Annotated in this window: 2 tRNA genes; both read right to left on the reverse strand. The window is 54.9% G+C overall.

From position 1 onward, the window contains the following. Positions 1–107: 107 nt before the first annotated feature. Positions 108–184, reverse strand: a tRNA-Ala gene (locus tag AC5FXQ_RS21795). Between the two features lie 32 nt (positions 185–216). Continuing rightward, positions 217–293 (reverse strand) — tRNA-Ile (locus AC5FXQ_RS21800). Positions 294–421: the final 128 nt, after the last annotated feature.

A 421-nucleotide genomic window follows, 5' to 3' on the forward strand; every position in this document is an offset into this window, starting at 1 on the left:
CTCTCAAAGTCTCGTCTGCCCGCCCCGTCGGTAAACGGTGCCGCGGCAATCGCCTTTAAGTTAGAAGTAAGAACCTGTTGTTCCTACTGTGCGTTGTTGTGTAAGCCTGGTGGAGAATAACGGAGTCGAACCGTTGACCTCCTGCGTGCAAAGCAGGCGCTCTAGCCAGCTGAGCTAATCCCCCTTGAGTGACCGCAGTCACGCTGTGGTAATAAGTGGTGGGCCTGCGTGGACTCGAACCACGGACCTCTACATTATCAGTGTAGCGCTCTAACCACCTGAGCTACAAGCCCCCGTGGCCTCTGAGCTCCTGGGAACGCCTTTTATGCCGCACCTTGCTTTTCAGTATCTTGAGTTGTTTTGAGAAGGAATGCTGAGACAGCGAAAAAAGGATAGGTGCACGCCGCGCGGGCTTGTCCAC

The sequence above is a fragment of the Pontibacter sp. LHS1 genome (assembly GCF_058932855.1).